13 protein-coding genes and 1 tRNA gene are annotated in these 16139 nt (G+C 61.4%); 8 read left to right on the forward strand and 6 right to left on the reverse strand.

Annotation, left to right across the window (positions count from 1 at the left end):
• The first annotated feature begins 2 nt into the window (after positions 1-2).
• Both JQ639_RS34095 and JQ639_RS34100 read left to right on the forward strand, forming a co-directional pair.
• The gene (locus tag JQ639_RS34095; protein WP_211968988.1) at positions 3-878 is read left to right on the forward strand and encodes a DUF4357 domain-containing protein; all 876 of its coding nucleotides are present in this window, start codon (positions 3-5) and stop codon (positions 876-878) included.
• On the forward strand, positions 875-2941 hold the full coding sequence (locus tag JQ639_RS34100) for a UvrD-helicase domain-containing protein (protein ID WP_211968987.1): 2067 nt from the start codon (positions 875-877) through the stop codon (positions 2939-2941). Before JQ639_RS34095 ends, JQ639_RS34100 begins: the two co-directional genes overlap by 4 nt.
• A 57-nt stretch (positions 2942-2998) precedes the next feature.
• On the opposite strand, the gene JQ639_RS34105 is transcribed toward JQ639_RS34100, so the two are convergent.
• The 4 genes from JQ639_RS34105 to JQ639_RS34120 are packed head-to-tail and all read right to left on the reverse strand — an operon-like array spanning position 2999 to position 10273.
• Positions 2999-6091, reverse strand: a complete 3093-nt coding sequence (locus tag JQ639_RS34105) for a DEAD/DEAH box helicase (RefSeq protein WP_211968986.1) — start codon at positions 6089-6091, stop codon at positions 2999-3001.
• 5 nt (positions 6092-6096) lie between these two features.
• The gene (locus tag JQ639_RS34110; RefSeq protein WP_249123457.1) at positions 6097-7401 is read right to left on the reverse strand and encodes an EH signature domain-containing protein; all 1305 of its coding nucleotides are present in this window, start codon (positions 7399-7401) and stop codon (positions 6097-6099) included.
• Positions 7398-8300 (reverse strand): OmpA/MotB family protein, encoded by a 903-nt coding sequence (locus JQ639_RS34115; protein ID WP_211968985.1) that lies wholly within the window; start codon positions 8298-8300, stop codon positions 7398-7400. Before JQ639_RS34115 ends, JQ639_RS34110 begins: the two co-directional genes overlap by 4 nt.
• Positions 8300-10273: an anti-phage protein ZorA-like protein gene (locus tag JQ639_RS34120; RefSeq protein WP_249123456.1), complete on the reverse strand. Its 1974-nt coding sequence runs from the start codon at positions 10271-10273 to the stop codon at positions 8300-8302. Before JQ639_RS34120 ends, JQ639_RS34115 begins: the two co-directional genes overlap by 1 nt.
• Positions 10274-10747: 474 nt before the next feature.
• Between JQ639_RS34120 and JQ639_RS34125 the strand changes: the two genes are divergently transcribed.
• The 3 genes from JQ639_RS34125 (at position 10748) to JQ639_RS34135 (ending at position 11659) form a co-directional block, all read left to right on the forward strand.
• Positions 10748-11005 (forward strand): hypothetical protein, encoded by a 258-nt coding sequence (locus tag JQ639_RS34125; protein WP_211968984.1) that lies wholly within the window; start codon positions 10748-10750, stop codon positions 11003-11005.
• 116 nt (positions 11006-11121) lie between these two features.
• The gene (locus tag JQ639_RS35860) at positions 11122-11514 is read left to right on the forward strand and encodes a hypothetical protein (RefSeq protein WP_502748201.1); all 393 of its coding nucleotides are present in this window, start codon (positions 11122-11124) and stop codon (positions 11512-11514) included.
• Positions 11456-11659 carry a hypothetical protein gene (locus JQ639_RS34135; protein WP_211968982.1) on the forward strand — a complete coding sequence of 68 codons (204 nt, stop codon included), beginning with the start codon at positions 11456-11458 and terminating at the stop codon, positions 11657-11659. The genes JQ639_RS35860 and JQ639_RS34135 overlap by 59 nt, the downstream gene beginning before the upstream one ends.
• Before the next feature lie 83 nt (positions 11660-11742).
• On the opposite strand, the gene JQ639_RS34140 is transcribed toward JQ639_RS34135, so the two are convergent.
• Together JQ639_RS34140 and JQ639_RS34145 are read right to left on the reverse strand one after the other, a co-directional pair.
• Positions 11743-11832, reverse strand: a tRNA-Ser gene (locus tag JQ639_RS34140).
• A gap of 429 nt (positions 11833-12261) precedes the next feature.
• Positions 12262-13503, reverse strand: coding sequence for an ROK family protein (locus JQ639_RS34145; protein ID WP_211968981.1), 1242 nt, complete (start codon positions 13501-13503; stop codon positions 12262-12264).
• 886 nt (positions 13504-14389) lie between these two features.
• Here JQ639_RS34145 and rplU point away from each other — a divergent pair.
• The 3 genes from rplU (at position 14390) to JQ639_RS34160 (ending at position 15922) form a co-directional block, all read left to right on the forward strand.
• Positions 14390-14776, forward strand: a complete 387-nt coding sequence (gene rplU, locus JQ639_RS34150) for a 50S ribosomal protein L21 (protein ID WP_211968980.1) — start codon at positions 14390-14392, stop codon at positions 14774-14776.
• A gap of 116 nt (positions 14777-14892) precedes the next feature.
• The gene (gene rpmA / locus JQ639_RS34155; protein WP_211968979.1) at positions 14893-15165 is read left to right on the forward strand and encodes a 50S ribosomal protein L27; all 273 of its coding nucleotides are present in this window, start codon (positions 14893-14895) and stop codon (positions 15163-15165) included.
• Between the two features lie 166 nt (positions 15166-15331).
• A complete protein-coding gene (locus JQ639_RS34160; protein ID WP_211968978.1) occupies positions 15332-15922 on the forward strand; it encodes a GNAT family N-acetyltransferase in 591 nt (196 codons plus the stop codon).
• The last annotated feature ends 217 nt before the right edge of the window (positions 15923-16139 follow it).

A 16139-nucleotide genomic window follows, 5' to 3' on the forward strand; every position in this document is an offset into this window, starting at 1 on the left:
GCATGCGGGGGCTGGTGATCCGCGAACCGTGGATCGGCAAGATCCTCGCCGGCACGAAAACATGGGAGATGCGATCACGGGTGACGCTGGTGCGCGGGGCCGTTGCCTTGATCCGCCAAGGCAGTGGCCTGGTCGTCGGAACGGCGAGCCTGATCGAATGCCTGCCCGCGCTGACGAAGGACAATTACCTGGACCATGCCGACCGGCATCAAATCCCCGGGGAAATGCTCGATGAGGTGATCGGCAACGGCTGGGTTCATCCCTGGGTTCTCTCCGACGCACACCCCTTGGCTTCCCCCATCCCCTATCAACACAAATCGGGCGCGGTGACGTTTGTCAGCCTGGACGAGGCCGTCGCCACTGCGATCCGATGCGAGAGCGGTCGCGCGATCGGAGAGCGAACCATTGCTGCATCCCGGACGCAGCCAGCGCGGGACCGTACAGCGGACCCCATGGTCGGTCGCGCCAAAGGCCCGCCCTCCGGCGACAACTCGGCGGGACTGGTGGGCAATGTCCCGGTTTTCGTGTTTCGAGCGGAGGCCGCTCAGGCTTATGGCATCCCAGCAGCCAGCGCAGGATTCGTGGTGCTCAAAGGCTCGACGGCCGTGCGTGAGGGCAGACCGGTGGCCAAACGTGACCGGCCCTTGCGCGACGAACTGCTTCGTTCCGGCGTACTCGCGCCCGACGCTGACCCCCGCCTCCTTCGCTTCACATCCGACTACGAATTCACAAGCCCGAGTTCCGCCGCGTGCATCGTCAAAGACGGCAATGCCAGCGGCCCCTCGTTATGGAAGAGCCACACGTCTGGCCTGTCGCTCAGAGACTATCTTGCCAGCACGCCGCACGCCCAAGTCCGGTCGGGACCGCCCCAGCCATGAACTTCCTGATCGCCGACACCTTCACAGCTTCCTTCAATCGCCTGTCCGGCCCGGACCAGAAGGCGGTGAAGGCGAGCGTCTTCGATCTTCAGATAGACCCGGCCGGCAACGGTCTGCAGTTGCATCGTATCGATAAGAGCAAGGACCCGAATTTCTGGTCGGCTCGTGTCAATCGCGACATTCGCCTGATCGTTCATAAGACGGGCGACAGCCTGCTGGTCGCCTATGTCGGCCACCATGACGACGCCTATGCCTGGGCGGAACGCCGCCGCATCGAGGCGCATCCGCGCACCGGCGCCATTCAAATCGTGGAGGTGCGCGAGCGTGCGGAGGAAATCGCGCCACCGCCGAGGCTCGATTTCGTTTTTCCTCAGCCCGCCAACGGCGAGGACACGGCGGCGCCGGCGCTGTTCGCCTCCCTGGACGACGATGCCCTGCTGTCGATCGGCGTGCCTGCCGATTGGTTGGCCGACGTCCGAGCGGCGAGCGAAGACGGTTTCTTTGCGCTGACAGCCCACCTGCCGGCCGAAGCCTCCGAAGCCCTGCTCGAATATGCCGCCACCGGCAGGCTGGCTGCGTCTGCTCCGGCTCCGGCCATGGCCGATCCCTTCGCACATCCCGATGCGCTGCGGAGGATCAGGCTGATCGCCGATCAGGAGGAACTGGAGCAGGCGCTCGCCTTTGCCTGGGAGAAATGGGGCGTCTTCCTTCACCCCTCGCAGCGAGCGCTGGTCGAGCGTTCCTTCGCTGGGCCGGCGCGCGTCGCCGGGTCGGCCGGCACGGGCAAGACCATCGTGGCGATCCATCGCGCCGTCCGGCTCGCCCGCGACAATCCGAATACAAGGGTGCTGCTGGCCAGCTTCTCTCAGCCGCTGGCAGCGGAATTGGCGAAAAAGGTGTTGGTCCTTGCGCCGGAGACTGGCGGCATCGTCCCGCGGATCACCACGGCATCCTTTCAAAGCATCGCCGAGCAAATGTTTCAGCTCGAACATGGCGTGCGCCCCCGCATTGCCAGCGATGCCGTGCTGCGTGAGCGCCTTCGCGCGGCAGTCACATCCAAGGATCTCAAGGGTTTTTCCGAGCGCTTCCTCCTGTCGGAGTGGACCAACGTGGTCGATGCCTGGGGGCTCACGTCGCTCGAAGCCTATACAACCGTTCAGCGCATGGGACGCAAGAGCCGGCTCGGCCCCAATCAGCGCGCGCGCCTCTGGCCAGTTTTCCAGGCCATGCGCGATGCGCTAGTGGCGGAGCGCTATACAACATGGGCCAACGTCTTCACTGGTCTCGCCGACGCGCTGGCGAAGCGTGAGACCAAGCCGTTCGACCACATCGTCATTGACGAAGCCCAGGATCTGGCTCCAGCCGAGCTTCGATTTTTCGCAGCTTTGGCACCCGCAAAGCCGAATGGACTGTTCCTGTCAGGCGATGTCGGCCAGCGCATTTTCCAGCATCCGTTCTCGTGGGCGAGCCTTGGTGTCGACGTGCGGGGCCGATCCAACACACTCAAGGTCTGCTATCGTACATCGCAGCAAATCCGCCGCGCCGCCGACCGGCTGTTGCCAACGGTCCTGCGTGACACCGATGGGCTGGAGGACGAACGGAGTGGAATTGTTTCAGTCTTCGCCGGTCCCGCACCGGAGGTAAAATCCTTCGCTACCATTGCCGCGGAAGCGGACGCCGTCCGGCAAGCCGTCGAAGCATGGCTTGGCGAGGGGATCGCCGCCCGAGAGATTGGCCTCTTCGTCCGAACGTCGAAACTTATCACTCGTGCCAGGCATGCTCTTTCCGGCGTATCGGGAGCGCAGGACATTGTGACGGGCCCGATGAGTTTGGCGAAGGGATTGGAGTTTCGAGCCGTCGTCATCATGGCCTGCGATCAGGGAATTCTGCCCCTCGACGAGCGGGTTGCCGGTGCGGCGGATGAAGCTGAGCTCGATGACATCTATGAGACCGAGCGGCGACTGCTCTATGTTGCCTGCACGCGGGCGCGAGAACATCTGCTTCTGACCGGAGTGGAGCCGACATCGGAGTATTTGAAAGACTTTTTGGCCGCAGTTGTCTGAGGTCACTGCCAGCCGTAGAAAGAGCAATCTTGCATCACAGGCGGCGGCGGCTCAAACCTACAGTTTGAGCGATCCGTCAGCCTGCCAGGGCGGCAGCGGAGCGCCATCCCGCGCGAACATCGCGGCCATCGCGCCCTTCACAGGATCAGCTGAAGCCGCGCTTGAGGCGTTGCCTTCAGCGACCATCCGCTGAAGTTCCGCGGCGTCGGCTTCTGTATCCCCCATGGGCCACAATGCGGATTCAGCCATGTTGCGCTTGCGCTGCATGAGGCTGTGCAGAAGACAATCGAAAGAATGCTCGCGATAAGCTGCATGAACAGCCATCGGAACATGCACAGTTACCGGCTTCGTCTGCCCGATGCGATGCACCCGATCATTGCACTGCTCCTCGACGGCCGGATTCCACCAACGGGAGAGGTGGATGACATGGGTCGCAGCGGTCAACGTCAACCCGGTTCCAGCAGCCTTTGGCCCCAGGACGAGTAAATCGAAGCCGGCGCGCCCCTGCTGCGCCTGGAATCGATCGACGATCTCCTGCCGCTTTTTGATCGGCGTATCGCCATTGATGAGGTCGATCCCATCAAGACCGAACTGGGCTTTGATCAATTCGATGAAGCGATACTGCATTCGCCGATGCTCGATGAAGACGAGCGCCCGCTCGGCCTTGCGCTCGATTGCCTTCAATATCTCGAACACAGCCTGCAGCCTTGCCGAAGCGGGAATGAAATCAGCATCTGACAACCCTTCGTCAAGGGACGGATGCACCGACACCGCTCGGATATGATGGAGCATTTTCAGGGCCGCACCGGCGCCGCCTTGGGCAAGCTTCAATTTTGCGTCATCATAAACGAGCGACTGATATTTCGGCATGAGTCTGGGATGGATCATGCGGGCTTTTTCAGGCAAGCCACTCTCGACATCCGACTTCAGCCTGCGCAAAGCAAGCGGCGGCAAGCCACCATGAGACTTGAATACTTTTTGATGTAGCTCTGACATGCCGTCTGCAGTTGGTACGCCATAGCGCTGCCTGAAGCCTTCGAGAGCATCCAGACAACCTGACGCGATCTGATCCATGACCGCCCAGAGATCCGCCGTACCGTTCTCAATCGGCGTTCCGGTCAAACCGATCCGGAAATCCGCATTGACGCCACGCGCGGCGAGCGCTCGCATGCTGAACGGGTTCTTCAGCGCCTGAATCTCGTCAAAAACAGCCGTGGCAAACCGAATCTTACCGAGTGAATGCTGATAATTCACGAGCGTTGTGTATGTAGTCAGCATCCAGAAGCGATGAGCACGCCTTTCCTGGATCGCCTCATGTAAAAATCCAAAATCAATTTTGGCTTCGCCACCGTCAATGTCGCGCCCCTGAAAACCAGAGAGCTTGCGCGCTCCAATGCCACTGCCGTAGAGCCGGATCAGATGACCAAGGCCCGGCTCCTCCAGATGCCTGGTTACTTCCTGCTCCCAATTGAGCAACAGTGAAGTCGGCGCGACAATGAGAACCGGACCACGGTCTTCACTGCTGCTTTCCATGTGCGCCTTGAGCCAGGCGAGAAAACTGATCGTCTGCAGCGTCTTACCCAAGCCTTGCTCATCGGCATTGAGCACACCAGGCAGGCCGGCACTCCATGCTGCAATCTGCCAATCGAGGCTTTCCAGTTGGTGAGGCTTGAGGGGCGTACGAATGCCTGCAGGGTGATCTTCAGATACGGCGCGCTTCCGCGGCTTCAGCTTCGCGATCCAACGGAGCTCCGACTCATTCGTGATTGTTTCCAGGACCACCGGCCCTGCCGCTTCATTGAAGCCTTCGGGCTCGTCAGGAGCTGACTCGGGCTGCGACAACCGAGCATCAATTGCCGATACCGCCTCCGCTCTGGCGGGGATTTCGAGATCATCGGCTTGTACAGATTCTTCGCCAGCCTCCATCGCCGCAGAGACTCGTTCTCGCAGCTCCTCCAGTTGCTCACTGGTGCTGTTCTGGAGATAGTCGGCGAAACGACGCGCGTAGTCCTCTGGAAGCCATGTCGTGAAGTTCTCGCTGCTCAAGACAGCGTCCTGCCCCTTGAAGACTTTCAGCCCGATGACCCGCTCCGAAAACTCCTTTGTTTCGATGAGAACTGGGCCAGCCGCCCGCTCTACTGCATCCTCGACGCCGATTGGATCCATTCCATCGAGTTCGCCTCGACGGCGGAGGGCTCTCTCGATTGCCTCATCAATCTTCGGCCTCGGATTTCGAATGAACGCGGCCCGCTCATCGGTGGGGGCATGCTGCATCGACGCGATCGCCTCTAAAGCCGGCAACGCCGCACGGTCCACGACCAGGTAGCTCCCCGGGTTGATCCGGTATGCCGACATGGCCCCCCGATCCCGGACTCGCCGCTGAAAGATCTTCAACCTAGCTGGGTCCAATTCTCCGTGGCGCTCGCTCACATCACCATTGTCGGGCACCAGTCCTTGACTGGACAATCTCTCCGCAGAGAATGGTACAACCTCGAAATCAGTCCCGTCCTCGTTCGGCGAGAGAGAAAAGCCGTCGGTAAGCCGAACCTCGAGACCTGACAGAAAGTCGGTCATTGAAATGCGAGCGGCCGCATCCCGCGCGCTCATGTCGGCGCCAGGCTCCAGCGCGCGCCGAAACCTCGCCAAAGCCTCCCACTGCTCGGCATCGCCTGCCTCCGCCGTCAACTGTTCGGCAATCTCGACGGCTTCGAGGAGCCATTCCGGCAGGCGACGGGGACCACTGGCTGTGTCAAGAATACAGCCAATACGGCGGGGATATTGCAGCTGGCCGTTCTTGACCCACTGATATCGAAGCTTGAATGACCGTGAACCCAACACCCCTTCGGCATCGGTGCGGAAGATAAGATCCACGACCGGCGGCAATCCGATAATTCGCGCTGCTTTACCATCCAACCGCGCTGCGAGTCGGTGCGACATGCGAATCTCGTCGGATAGGATTGTCAGGGCCTCCGGGGCATCTTCAGCAAAGGCCTTTAAATCTCCAATCGCATACAGGAGATCCGCGTCGGCTGAGGAGAGCTTCCTAAGGTCCTTCTTACGCCCCGACATCAATCGGGCGAGCATCGCCCCCTTGGCACGCGGCAACTTCAGACTGACACCATCTTCCGAGTATGTGCAATCCAGATTCATTGCCGCTAAATCCTCTCCAGGACCCATCCCTGCCAATCTCCGAGGTGCACCCTGGCTTGTGCGCCGTCTATACGGAGAATTGCATCGCAGTCGTACGATGGTTGATAGAGTTTGGGCGCATGCGGATTTCTCTCGTCGAAGACGTGAATCCGGTAGCTATGCGATCCCTCGACCAGGATCTTACGTCCAACCTTAAGAATCAGAAGGGAAGTATTCGACCGCCTGCCACCAACAATCTGACGACCGAACGGAATCGGCTTGTTCGCAGATCTTTCGTTGGCCAACCGAGCCCCATCGTCACTAAACGCAACCCACGCAGCATCAATCCGCTTCTGATTGTATAAGCCAAGCCAGAATTTTTCGCGTGGCGCCCACATATGACTGTCCTCAACCGCGGACACGATCTCGAGGAAGAATTTGATATTCGCGCCAGTCAACCACCGAAGCAGGATCGACAAAAGCTCTTCGGATACCCCAGCCCAGCCGCTGGCATGCCGCTTCACGCGCGGATCATCATAGTATCCGACCAGCTTTGTCGTCAGATCGTGCTGAAGCGCTTCTGGAGGATCCCGATCTCGCCAGGGGGTGAGAAGCGCCTCGATGGCCGCGGCTGCGCCCGTCGCACGTGGTGACTGCCCCTCGGGCTTCAGCCAACGTAGCAATCGGTCAATTTCCGCGGGGCGATCAAGCTTTCCGGCCAAACGACGGACGAACGCGAGATGGGCGAAATCCATGATGCCTGGCGCATGGGGGCTACGGATGTTGAGGGAGCGTAGACCGTGCCAGGCATCGGGCATCTGCAGCATCAAAGCGGCAATGGCTTCTGCTCCCCTGAAGGGGTCCAACACCTGCGGAATTCCATGCACAAGGGATTGCGATCGGGCATCCAAACGCGACCGAGCACTCGTCAAAGCTCGAGCCAGGGCCACCGTGTGGGGCGCCTCAGGCTCGTAGCTCCCCAGGTAGACAGACATCATCGCAGCGAGAAAACTCTTGCTGTCGGTAGCTTCGATTTCTTCATAGTAAAAGCGCCGCAGCGACTTCAAGGCGGTTCGCGACCGGCGCTCGGGATCGAACAGGGCACGGGCGGCTGAAGCCACGAACGACATCCGAACGCCGCGCCAATCCCAGCGCTCAACCCGCCGGAGCATTTCCATGACCAGGCGCTCGCGATCGTTCTCGGGAGGATCAGCAACGACATCTGGCCAACGCGACAGGACGCGCTCTGCCGCAGCGACCAGGTCGGCTGGCACGGCAAGATTCGGCGCCCTGTACGCGTTTGAACGGTTCAGTTTCGCAAAGAGGCTCATCTCCCCTCCACGACCAGCCCCGAACGCAGGGACTTTCTGATATTCTCAATTTCACCAGAACGGCTCGGCGTATACATGATGATACGCAGATCGATCCGACGGTTCGTGGCGCGTCCAGCCGATGTATCATTGCCGGCGACGGGCCGCATTTTTCCATAACCAGCAACCGAAAGCACCGGCTGTCCCTTGAAATTCAGGTGACCGACCAATCCTGGCTCGCGCCCTGTCATGGCGATGAATGTCGAGTTCGCACGATCTGTCGACAGGCGAAGATTGCCGATATCATCGCCAGTTGAATCTGTGTGTCCTTCGATCTGCACGGCTTCAATGATCGCTGAGCCCGTGTTACAGCCGTCAGACCAGGTGGATTTGCTGCCAAGCGTGTAGCAGGGAAGAATCGTCTCGAGCCTTGATGCGATGGCTTCGACGATAGCTTTACGTTCGGGCCGCAGCACACTCTGGGAGCTTTGGAACAAGCCATCTCCCTGGAAACGCAGTGCATCGTTCTCTTCGCTGATAACCACTTGAAGGTCTGGAAAATCGACTTTGATCTGATCTTGAAGTTTCTGCAGAATTTTGCGTCGCTCGTTCGACGTCCTCGTCAGATATTCCTCGAGTGGATCCTTTTCGCGGAGCTTCGCCATCAACCGCTCGACTTCTGCCTCGAGCGCAGCAATTTTGGCCTTGGCGGACACCAATTGGACCGCAATGTCATACCGTTCCCGCGCGACGCGATCATAATCGACCTTGGGAACGCTCTCCTTCGGATTGAAACGGCTGGCGAAGAACGCGAGCAAAATCATCGTAATGAAGAGGAAGCTCACCGTCATGTCCGTCATCGATACGAAAACGGACTCTTCCTCCTCTTCCCGTTGTTGTCGACGGAAGGCGCCGCGCATCATGGCCTCCCAGACCGCGGAGCGAACTGCTCAGCCTGATCAACAATGGTCCTGAGAGTATCCAGCGCCGGCGCCAGCCTCTGCTGCAGTTCCTGAACGTGCAGCCGCATTCCATCAACGGCGCTCGCCACACTCGACGTATAGGTATCGAACGCCTTACCGAGCTTGACGTCGATGTCATCGATACGATCACCTTGGCCTTTGAGCCGACCGAGCATCACAGAAATGCCATCCAAGGTGCTTTCAACGGCCTTCGCTTTGCCCGTCATCACGGCCTGGGCTGCCGCGAGGGCGTCGGCAGCACTTCGTGCCGTTGTTTCCGCGGACCTCGTCACGGCGCTGGAAGCACTTTGGGTACTCTCAGCCAGATGGCGGAGGGCTCCCTCCATCCGCTCGGCCGTGCCGCGCACAGGTGAGGCTGCCTCCACGAGATCCTGAGACGCGGCGCGGAAGGCGCCAGCCGCCCGAACCGTGGCGTCCGCTCCAGATCGGACGCCCTCCGAGAAAGCACGAAGATCTCCACTCACCGCCGCGACCTGGTTCGAGACCTGCTCCATCTGCGCTGCAATCTCGCCGAGGGGCGACATCAACTGCTGGCTGGCTTTCGACGTCAACTCTTCTGCCATCCGCGAAATCTGCTGCCCTGTCTCCTCGATACGAGCGCGTGCGGCCGCACTACCATCGCGAGCCGCATCCCCCATTTGTTCACGAAACGCCTGCCCAGCGTCCTTGAGGTCGTTCGCAGCTGAGCTGAGAGCGCGAGCACCCTCCGACGTATTGTCGCGAATACTCTCAAGCGTCGTGTTCATGGCAGCCAAAAGCTTTTCGGTGCCTTCGTTGAAAGCATTACCGGTACTTTCGGCAGCCCCCGTCAACGTAACCTGGATGGCCTCCATCGACTGCGCGATGCGCGATACAACGCCATCAAGCTCCTGCCCTACGCGAGTTGAGCTGCCGTCCATTCTTTCCGACAGTTGGGCAATGCGGTCGCCGGCCTCTGAGAGACGTTCGCTCGCGGCACCAAGCGCTTGACTGACGTCGGCAGTGAAACGGGACGACAGGTCCTGGACCAGTACTCCAACACCTTCGGTGCCAGCCTTACCGACCTGGGCTAGCAGAGGTGCCATAGCCGTTTCGATACTGCTCGAAATCGCGCGCGGAATATCCTCGCGCAGAGGACGGCCGAGTTCGGCCACCAACTCGAGACCAATGCGGCGAAAATGCTCCCGCTGCTCCCGCACTGCAGTCAGTTGCTCTATCGCCAAAGACTCGAGGCTGATGAAGGACAGACGCTCCTCAAGTTTCCCGGTCACGTCATGGGATGCGAGATCAATCCGCGCGGTTCCCATCCGCAGTACGACCGTGAACAAGATCGAGCACAGCAGCCCCGTCAACGACATGATGAATTTAGCCGATGCGACGGAAAGCAATGTGCTGAGCTGGTCGTTGCCGATCACTTCTCCTTTCGGAGGCACAATGGATTCAAGCGCAGAAACCAAGCCGAGAAAGGTCAGCAACAATCCAACCGACACGAACAGACTGGGCACATAGCGCCAAAATCCTGGGGAAAACCCAATATCCTCGACATTGAAGAAAGCCGAAGGACGCACGGAGTTACGGAGAATGACTTGCCCATCCTCTTCATGAGACACAAGCGTCTCGCGAAACTCCCTCCACGCTGAAGCAACGCGACCTTTCGCTCCAGAGGTACCGAAATCATTCACGTTACGATCGACGTCCGTGACGCCGGCGCTAAGCTCCGCCGCATCAGTGTAGTGCGTGATCTCTTTGCCAAGACGATGAAGTGCCGCAACACGACGCCACGTTTGCAATGCAAAACGCAAAACACAAAAAATGAGGACAACCAGCAATGATAAGCTGACGAGACCAGGCACAAACTCTTGGCGAAGCAAGCTTGCGACCGCCAGCACGATATCCCGGACAAAGATGCCGGTTTCAATCAACGCGTCCAAAATTAGCCCCCGTAGCTCCCCCTCAACATCTATCGTGCTCGGAATTCGCAATGCAACTGCATTTCAACTCAGAGGCGATGCGGCACTTGACTGTGAGATCATCTCAGCTGCGAACGCGACGAGCATTATTCCGCGGAATCCAACCCGCAATGCTCCACCAATGCCATCAGCTTTGACCAAGTATTCACCGGTTCAAATGGACAGGGCGCATCCGTCTCATTCAGGCTGCTCCATTGCACACCAAAATACCTGTGGCAGCGAGACGGCAGCTGAGTGCTGCGCCACCGTCATATCGATCAAGCTCCCCGGACGGACGAAACGCGCGAAAAACATTACGGAATCATGCACTTACTAGCACATCACACTCCCAGAAATGACCTCAGGCGACACCGCTCCCGTTGACTTCCCCCAACGCTGCGCCATCTTAACGACGAAGGACTGCGGTACGCCTACAGACGGCTGAAGAGCATAAGCATGTTTCCCGCGTCGGTTCTGACGACCGTGAATGCGCCGTACAGCAAAAAACTGGACGCGCAGACACTCGCCTATTGTCTCAAGCATCCGGCAGCAGCCCAGGCCTGGGCGGGGCAGATGTCGGCGTTTTTCGGCGAGGTTGCACCGGCTGCGCAGAAGGCTTTCGCCGGCGCGTTTGACATCAGCGAGGCCGACCTCGTGACCGCCGCAAAGACATTCGCCCATTACTCCGGCGAATCCTATCCGCTCGCGGGATGAGCACGAACGGACCCGACTGGGCGCGCCTTTTGCGCATCGCCCGTGCGCTGATCCGCCAGGTCAATGCCGAACACGTTGTGATCGACTCATGGTCGCTCGGCGGCGGCACCGCGATGATGCTGCAGCTCGATCATCGCGACAGCCAGGACATCGACATCTTCCTCCCCGATGCACAGCTCCTGTCGTTTCTCGATCCCAGGCTGCACGATTTCCAGTTCGAGATCGCGCCGTCCGACTATGGCGGCGACGGCAGCAAATTTCTCAAGCTGGCGTTCGCGGGAATCGGGGAGATCGATTTCATCGTCGGACAGGCCGTGACCGCCAAACCGACCATGACGCAGACAGTCCAGGGCGAGGATATCGCGCTGGAAACCGTTGCCGAAATCAATTGCCAAGAAGATCTGCTATCGTGGCGCGACCATCAAGCCGCGCGATATCTTCGATATCGCGGTGGCGGCAAAGCACGACCGCAGCGCCATTGTCGGCGCGCTGAGAGACCATCCGGATGATGTCGCCAAAACGCTCCGCGCCATGGAGCGATTGAAGCCTGACTTCGTCAACGCGGCGATTTCGGCGCTGAGCATCAAGGATCGGTTCGAGCCCATCGCATCGACTGCTCTTGCTGATGCACGAGAGGTTCTGACGTCCGTCTGATCACGCGGCGCGCGGCCGCAGGCAGTCCGTCGGATACGGCCAGAAAGAGGCAGGCTGTCGGGCACAATCTGCGCGGCCAGAACTGGCGGAGAGGGAGGGATTCGAACCCCCGATAGGCTTGCACCTATGCCGCATTTCGAGTGCGGTGCATTCAACCACTCTGCCACCTCTCCGCGGGGCCGAAGCGGCGGGGTGGCCCGCCGGGTTGCGGGGGGTGTTCTATGCGAGGATTCCCGGCGAGACAAGGCGTCCGGCGGGGTGATTTTGCGGCGAGCGGACGGGAAATCGCGGTCTGCGGGGCTGAAAGGGGCTTCGAAGCCATGGAACGGGGCTGCAGGGCGGGATTTTGACGGCGCAGAGGGGCTCGCGGACGCCGGCCCTGCGCAGGCGGGCGGTCGAGGGGTCGCCGAATCGGCGGGCGTCTTGGGCATTCCTTCTTGGGCATTCCTTATTGTGGGCGCAGACCTGCTGCCGCCGGGGTGACCCGCATGTCGCTGCGCTCATGCCGGCTACAGAATTGGGAGGCGCCGTGGCCTCATGGTTCGAGACGCGCGGCTGCGCCGCGCTCCTCACCATGAGGGAGTGGGCCCCCCCCCCCGCCCTCAGCTCTTCCTGCCATTCTTCTTCTCGGCCCTCGCGTCGGTCTTGCCTTCCGCCTTGCCGTCGCCGGCGTCCTTGCTCCTGGCGGTCTTGTCCTTGCCGTTCTTGTCCTTGTCGGATTTGCCCTTCTCATCAGCCGGCTTGTCGTCCTTATCCCTGCCTTTCTCTTTCTCGCGCGCCTTGTCGTCGTCCTTCCTGCGGTTGGTGAAGCGGGCGTTGCCGAGGCCGGTGCCGATGGTGAGCACGCCCCAGCGCCTGCGCTCCTGCATGAACGGCACTTCGGACAGGCCCTGCACCACGCCGTCGTTGTGCATCAGCACCACGGTGTCGTGCTCGCCGATCATGGGAATGGCTGACATCAGCTCCTGCGGCAGATTGAAGCGGCTGCTTTCCCAGTTGCCGGGCAGGTTCTGCGCGCCCTTCTCGATGGAGCCATCGCCATCGATGACGCCGGGGCAGGACACGCCGATGAACGGCGCGAGCTTGAGGCCCGCGGTGTCGGCCTCGGCGATCAGGCCTTTCAGCATCTTCACCAGCTTGCGGACGGCGCCCTCGCGCGTCGGCTCGTCGTCGGCATGGCGCCAGAGGTCGGAGCTCCAGACGCTGGCCTTGGACAGGTCCGGCGTCTTCTTCTGCCGCGTCTCGACCACGCCGCAGCGGATGTTGGAGCCGCCGATGTCGATGGCCAGCAGACTGTCATACCCCTCGAAGATCCATGACGGCGCCAGATGCGCGCAGCCGATCAGGCCGGCTTCATCGGGATGAAAGCGGATCGGCACGAGATCGATCTTCGTGCCCTCGGCCTTGAGAACGATGTCGGCACGGGCGATGGCGAGCTCGCCAATGCGGCTCTGGCGGAAGCCGCCGCCGACCACGATCACCTCGGTATCGGCCCACGCCTTGGTCTTGAGGAAGCGCCGCGTGACATGGGCGAGCGATTGGGCGAAATCCTCGATGGCGCTGTGCACCAGTGCGGCGGCGGCGGCATCGTCGCCGACCAGCACCTTGTCGAGATCCTTCTTGCTGATCTCGTTCGACGGCGTCTTGCCGAACGGGTCTTCCCCCGCCTTGCGCAGCGGCTTGCGCCAGGCGTCGAGCAGATCGACGAACGCGCCCTTGCTGGCACGGTCGCCGAGGAAGCCGTCGTCATCCCTGATCTCGATGTTGTAGCTGTCGATGTCCACCGACGGCAGCCGCTCCGCCCCGTGCCGGCCGATGCCGGCGGTCGTCATGTCCTCAGCCATTCAGTCCCTCCGCGTGCGCTGGACAACGGCGGGGGAACCGGATGGTTGCGTGGGGCGGGAGGGAGGCGGCCGCGTGGGTGCGGTTAGGGTTGGCGGGCTCGGGGTCCCCGATCGGCCAAGGCGCCGGAAGGGCAGTTCTGCCGCCCAATCCGAGGTGTCGGCCATGTCTCCGAACGGGTGTCGGGGATGTGTCCGAACGGGTGTCGGCGATGTCTCCGGACTGGCCGGGACATACAAAAGCGGAATTGGCGCGGAATGATTTCTAACCAATTGATAATATTTCGTTTCTCGACATTCGCCCCACCCACGGCGTCATGGCCGGACTTGATCCGGCCATCCAGCTTGTTCGCCGCACGACGGAAGGCCCAAAAGCTGGATCACCGGGTCACGGCGCTGGCACGCCGGCCCGGTGATGACGCTGAGATGGGAGGCGGCGCGGAACCATGGAGGTGCGGCTGCTGCGCGCAGCCACCCACGGCGTCATTCCGGGGCGCGCCGCAGGCGCGAACCGGGAATCTCGGTGCCCCCCCCCCCCTCGCCGAGTTCAACCATTGCGAGATTCCGGATCGCCGCTGCGCGGCGTCCGGAATGACGGGGGGCGGAGGCACCAGCAACCTGGAACTCGCCGAACACCCCCAAACCACGGCCAAATCCTTCATTTGCGAGGGCTTTTGGCGGGGAATCGCCTTGACTCGGGGGGCTCAGCCTTTATAACGCCCGTCATCCGGCGTGGGCTTGCTCGCGCCGTTTGTTTTGGCTCGCCCGACTTGTCATGTTTGTCATGCGACACGGCGCCAAACGCAACATTCGCAACGACTGACAAGAAGCCGGCCCGGAGGTCCACGGACATCCGAAGGCGCGGGTTTGAACACGAAGGATGAAAACGATGTTCGCAGTCATCAAAACCGGCGGCAAGCAGTACCGCGTTGTCCCGGATGATGTGCTCGAGATTGGCAAGATCGCCGGCGAAGTCGGCACGATCGTGCAGTTCCCCGAAGTGCTGGTGCTGGGCGGCGACACGCCCGTGCTCGGCGTCCCGACCGTGGCCGGCGCATCCGTCGCCGCCGAGGTGCTGGACCACAAGCGCGGCCCGAAGGTCATCGCCTTCAAGAAGCGCCGCCGCAAGAATTCCCGCCGCAAGCGCGGCTACCGTGACGAGCTGACGCTGGTCCGCATCACCGAGATCCTCGCCGACGGCAAGGCCCCCACCGTGGGTCCGCGCCCGAAGAAGGCGAAGGTCGCCAAGGCCGAGACCGCGGAAGCCGCCGAGTAATCGGCGCCGACGCGTTGTTCTTCCGCACCGGCGCCGCTGAAGGCGACGGTGACAAAATGTGAAATGATTCCTTCGCGGAATCGGTTTAAACATTCGAACGAATTCGGAGACGAGCCATGGCTCATAAAAAGGCAGGCGGTTCATCGCGCAACGGTCGTGACTCGGCCGGCAAGCGCCTGGGCATCAAGGCGTTCGGTGGTGAGCACGTCATCCCCGGCAACATCATCGCGCGTCAGCGCGGCACCAAATGGCATCCCGGCCTCAACGTCGGCATGGGGACCGATCATACCCTCTTTGCCAAGGTTGAAGGCCGCGTCGAGTTCCGTGCCAAAGGCCGGGGCCGCACCTACATTTCGGTCCTCCCGATTGTCGCTGCCGCCGCCGAATAACCAGGTGGACACATATCGCGTCCGCCGGCCCTGTTGAACCGGCGGAGCGCTCAAAGCTCCTAAGGGGAGGCGGGCAACCGGCCTCCCCTTCTTCGTTTCGCGCCGTCCAGCGCCTCCCGATCACCGGCAGGCAGCGGCGCGAAAACCAAGCCCCAAGGAGCATCACATGTTGCAGGAACTGCCCACATCTTCGTTGCGCGAGGAAAGTAGCGTCGTCCTCGAGACCGCCCGGCTGGTGTTGCGCCAACCGACCCTCGCGGACGTAAAAGCCATCGCGTGCCTCGTCAACGATCGCCGCGTGGCCGAAAACCTGCGTCGCGTGCCGCATCCGTATACGGCCGACGACGCCATTGCCTTTATCAGTCATGTCGCCGCCACCGATCGCGACACCGTTTTCCTGATCGAGCATAAGGGCCGGCCCGTCGGCATGGTGGGCCTCGACTGGTCGCAGCCGGAGACTCCGGAGCTCGGCTACTGGCTCGGCGTCGACCACTGGCGCCAGGGCATCGCCACCGAGGCCGCCCGCGCCGTGATCGACTATGCGTTCGAGGAATTCGCCATCGAGCAGGTGATCGCCGGCGCCCGCGTCGTCAATCCGGCGTCGCGCCACATCCTGGAGAAGTGCGGCTTCCAGTGGACCGGCGTCGAGTTGCATCGCTTCCTGGCACTGGGTTCGTCCACCCCGGTCGACCGCTTCCGCCTCGACCGCAGCGTGTGGGCCTCGCTCAAGAGCTGGAGCATCGCCACGCGGCGGTGATGTCCCAATGAAGGCGCTCGCGCGGGCGCCTTCATCTCGCTCGCGGGGCGCTGGTGCGGTGCGCCTTGATTGCCTTTTGGCAATCAAAGCACCGCCAACGTCTCATGCCAGGTGTCTGGGCGAAAGCGCTGCAGTCCGTCGCAGACGGATCGCGCGGGCCGGGCATGACAGAGACAGCCGATCATCCTCGCACTTCAGTGCACCATCCGACCTCACG

It is taken from the genome of Bradyrhizobium sp. U87765 SZCCT0048 (assembly GCF_018131225.1).
GTDB lineage: Bacteria > Pseudomonadota > Alphaproteobacteria > Rhizobiales > Xanthobacteraceae > Bradyrhizobium_A.